The following is a 3,765-nucleotide window of genomic DNA, read 5'->3' as shown; positions in this document are numbered from 1 at the left end:
GGGCCCAGATCACGCCCGAGCACTACCCTCAGACACCAGTCCCGATCGGGGCAGGTTCCAAGTAACCGAGCCTCCACGAAACCCGGGGCGATTCATAAAACACATGCTGCTTGGAGGCGCAGGCTTGTTCGGCGTCCTGCTGCTTGTCGGCGTACCGCTGACTAGCGCCCTGCTATACGCCGTCTTGCTGGCTTGCCCGCTGATGATGCTCGCCATGGGAGGGCACGGCGGTCACGCTGGTGCCGAACACGACCACACGTCGCGTCGCAGTGACGAACCCGACGAATCCATCGAGCCGGCCCGCCAGCAGCGGCATTGCCACTGATCTGCTGCAGCCCCCGCCATGGCCCGTAGACGACCACCCGATGACGCCCGAACACGGCGCCCCGGCGCTGATGCTCAAGCGACGCGCCTCCCGCGGCCGACGGCCCGCGACTCCGCGGCAACCGGCACTCGGGAGCGCTCGGTCGCCTTGTCGGCATGATCGGGTGGCGGGTCCGGGGAAGGACTGAGGACAAGGGCACCCCGGCATCGGCACCGTACGAGCCTCTTGAGCGACCCCCCGACTGCGCCAGCGTCGAGAGGGAGGAGCACACAAGCCGGCGCTGGCTCGCGCTGACGGGGCTGACAGCCGTGACTTTTCTGTTGCTGCTGGACGACACGGCCGTCGCGGTTGCCCAACCCGCGATCCAGCGTCAGCTCGGCCTGAACCTCGAGGGGCTGCAGTGGCTGGTCAACGTCTACACGTTGACGATTGCCGCCTTCATCCTCCTCGCCGGGCAGCTTGCCGATCGCTTCGGTCGGCGGCGGATGTACCTGACGGGTCTTGCGATCTTCACGCTCGCTTCGCTGGGTGCTGGACTCGCGTCTTCCGGAGCGTCACTGATCGTCATGCGTGCCGTCCAAGGCTTTGGCGCCGCGCTTGTGACTCCGACCGCTCTGGCGATCATCGCGGACGTGTTCCCGCGCAGCCAGCGCGCCACGGCGCTAGGTATCTGGGCCGGACTCTCAGCCAGCGCGCTCGGCCTTGGTCCGCTGGTTGGCGCAGTCATCAACGACTCCCTTGGTTGGCGCTGGATCTTCCTGATCAACGCTCCCGTCGGCGTGGGTGTGTGGCTGCTGGCGCGCGCCGTCCTGCGTGACGATCACGCGCCGCGGCCGTCCCTGCGCCTCGACGCCCTCGGTGCCGTGATCTCGGGCGCGGGTCTGCTCGCATTGGTCCTCCGGCTCACCCAGGCCAACGGCGCCGGATGGCTCTCGGTGCGCAGCATTGCTCTCTTTCTCGGCGCTGGCCTTTGCCTCGCGCTCTTCATAAGGCACGAACGGCTGACAGCGGAGCCCCTGCTTCAACTGTCACTGTTCAAAGATCGCGCCTTCGCCGGAGCGAACATCCAAATCCTGCTCGCCACCTCGGTGATGTGCAGCCTCTTCTTCTTCCTGGCCTTGTACCTGCAAACCGTGCTCAGCTACTCGGCACTCGAGGCGGGCACCGGCCTGCTGCCTCTGACTATCACGATTGTCGTCGTCGGGCCGTACGCCGGCCGGCTCGCAGATCGCATCGGGCCCCGCATCCCGGTCGCCCTCGGAATGCTGCTTCTCGCCGGGGCGCTCCTGGGGCTGTCGGGGCTGCGCATGGACTCGAGTATCGGCAGCCTGGTGCCCTGGCTGACCCTGGCCGGCTTCGCGATCGGACTGGTCACGGCGCCGACCACCGCGACCGCCATGGGATCAACCGACGCTGACGGCCACGGTTCCGCGGCCGCCGTGTTCAGTACGTTCCAAACCACCGGGCTCACCCTCGGGATCGCGATCATGGGAGCAATCCTCGCTTCGTTCGGACCCGGCGCAGCCTTCGCTCGCACGATCAGCGACGAGCATCACGCGGCGTTCGTGCGCGGCTTCTCGACGGCTCTCACCGTCAACGCCGTCATCGCGCTCATCGCCGCCGGCATCGCCCTCACCATGCTGCGCCCGACGGCTGGGCGAACCGAAAGACCCAACGGGGCCGCCAAGGAGGAGCCCGATCGACGACCCTAGCGGGCAGGTTGGTGGCCACATCATCTGCCGAGAACACGTCGCCGGTCGCTCGAACATGGGCAACGTGCCGCTCTGCACTCGCGAGAGCGCAGCAGGTCAACCAGGCATCCACCCGTTTCCGCTTAGTGCACTCCCAAGCAAACGTCAGGGTGTCATTGACCCGAAGTGGAGAAGGGTCATTCGCGCGGATACACCTAGCCCACACTCCGCTTGGCTCCGAAACGCATGAGGTGGCCGGAAGCGGAAGGACGAACTTCGACATCGTCGAACCCCGCCTCAGCGAGGCCGATGCGGAGCCCGTCGGCGGACAGGAGGAGATGGGGGGATCTGTCAAGGCGATGGGTCAGGCGCGCCGCTCGAGTGTCGGTGAGGTCGTAGCCGAGGAACGCGCCGCCCGGGCGTAGCACTCGCGCTGCCTCACCGAGCGCCTCCCGCCACGCGGTGACGTGATGGAGCATCAGGTACGACGTGACGGCGTCGAAGCTGGCATCACCGAACGGCAGAGCAGTGACGTCGGCCTGTCGCACGGTCACATTTCCGCGATGGGCCAGGCGGTGCCGAGCAGATGTCACCATGGCGTCGTCGATGTCGGTGACCGTGAGGCGGACGTCGGGAAACAACTGGGCGATGCCGTCGGCCATGGCGCCGCTGCCGCCGCCGATCTCCAGGACGTCACCGGTCAGCTCCTCACCGCCAAGGGCCCAGGGCAGGACAACTCGGCGCGCGAGCACCCGCCAAGGCGCGCTCCGGCAGAACGCTACTTCGACGGCTGACATGACCGGCACAGTCGAACTTCCTTCCGTTCAGTTCGCGAGGACACCGACAGGCGCCGGATGGGGGCATGCCGCCGAACTCGCCTCGGGGGAAGGCGGTGCAGTCCGGCGGCACGCCGGTTTGGGGGGAGGCGCTACCCGACGACCGACACCGTCTGCCCCTGCTACCGATACGACGACGCCGGCTTCAGGGGATGAGCGCTCGTGCTCTGAACGTGGTCTAGGACTCGAGGAGCTGCTGCATCTGGGCGATCTCGGCCTGCTGATCACTGATGATCTTCTCCGCCAGGGCTACCGCGTCCGGGTTCTCGCCCTGATCGACCTCCACCTGGGCCATCTCGACGGCGCCTTCGTGGTGCTCGATCATCATCTCGAGGAACATGCGGTCCCAGTCGGCGCCCGAAGCCTCCATGAGGCCGTTCATCTCTTCCTCGTCCATCATGCCCGACATTGCGCCACCAGAGTCGTCACCCATATCGCCGTGATCCATCCCACCCATTCCGCCGGAGGTCACTTCCTCACCCCACGCCTCGAGCCAGCCCTCCAGGGTCTCGATCTCGGGACCTTGAGCCGCCTCAATGCTCTCGGCGAGCTCTAGCACCTCACCGTTGCTCGCCCGACCCTGCGCCATCTGCGCCATCTCGATCGCCTGCTCGTGGTGAGGGATCATCAGTTGGGCGAAGTTGACGTCGGCGTCGTTGAACGCGGCGGTGCTGTCGCTACCGGTGCTGCTCGTCGCGTCGCCGTCCGGGTCGTCTGCGCAAGCAGTCAGCGTCAGGCCAGCGGTGGCCAGTAGGGCGATCGCAGCCAGCGTCTTCCTCATCATCAAGTTCTCCATTCAAGGTTCATCATGGGCACGCTAGGTGTTCTGTCCGGACAGGTTGGGCACGCGGTCGGCGGGTGACTTGCCTTTGAGTGCGGTGTGGCCGCGGTGGTGATTGTAGTGATGGAGCCA

Annotated in this window: 4 protein-coding genes; 2 read left to right on the top strand and 2 right to left on the bottom strand. The window is 66.6% G+C overall.

Annotated features, from left to right (window positions below):
* Window positions 1–124: 124 nt before the first annotated feature.
* Window positions 125–325 carry a DUF2933 domain-containing protein gene (locus C9J87_RS19190; RefSeq protein WP_157953266.1) on the top strand — a complete coding sequence of 67 codons (201 nt, stop codon included), beginning with the start codon at window positions 125–127 and terminating at the stop codon, window positions 323–325.
* 155 nt (window positions 326–480) lie between these two features.
* Window positions 481–2,037: an MFS transporter gene (locus C9J87_RS19185; protein WP_051204287.1), complete on the top strand. Its 1,557-nt coding sequence runs from the start codon at window positions 481–483 to the stop codon at window positions 2,035–2,037.
* A gap of 194 nt (window positions 2,038–2,231) precedes the next feature.
* Here C9J87_RS19185 and C9J87_RS19180 read toward each other — a convergent pair whose 3' ends face one another.
* Entirely contained in the window at window positions 2,232–2,813 is a 582-nt protein-coding gene (locus C9J87_RS19180) for a class I SAM-dependent methyltransferase (protein WP_232211541.1), read from the bottom strand.
* Between the two features lie 217 nt (window positions 2,814–3,030).
* On the bottom strand, window positions 3,031–3,633 hold the full coding sequence (locus tag C9J87_RS19175; protein WP_036493841.1) for a DUF305 domain-containing protein: 603 nt from the start codon (window positions 3,631–3,633) through the stop codon (window positions 3,031–3,033).
* Window positions 3,634–3,765: the final 132 nt, after the last annotated feature.

The organism is Nocardioides allogilvus (assembly GCF_003047285.1).
In the GTDB taxonomy this organism is placed as follows: Bacteria; Actinomycetota; Actinomycetes; order Propionibacteriales; family Nocardioidaceae; genus Nocardioides; species Nocardioides allogilvus.
Note: the sequence above shows the minus strand (reverse complement) of the source record. Positions and strands in the feature narration are given on the sequence as shown.

Excerpts from the sequence above, each read along its gene's own strand:
- C9J87_RS19175 (WP_036493841.1), bottom strand. The coding sequence starts at position 3,633 with ATGAGGAAGACGCTGGCTGCGATCGCCCTACTGGCCACCGCTGGCCTG.
- C9J87_RS19185 (WP_051204287.1), top strand. The coding sequence starts at position 481 with ATGATCGGGTGGCGGGTCCGGGGAAGGACTGAGGACAAGGGCACCCCG.
- C9J87_RS19180 (WP_232211541.1), bottom strand. The coding sequence starts at position 2,813 with ATGTCAGCCGTCGAAGTAGCGTTCTGCCGGAGCGCGCCTTGGCGGGTG.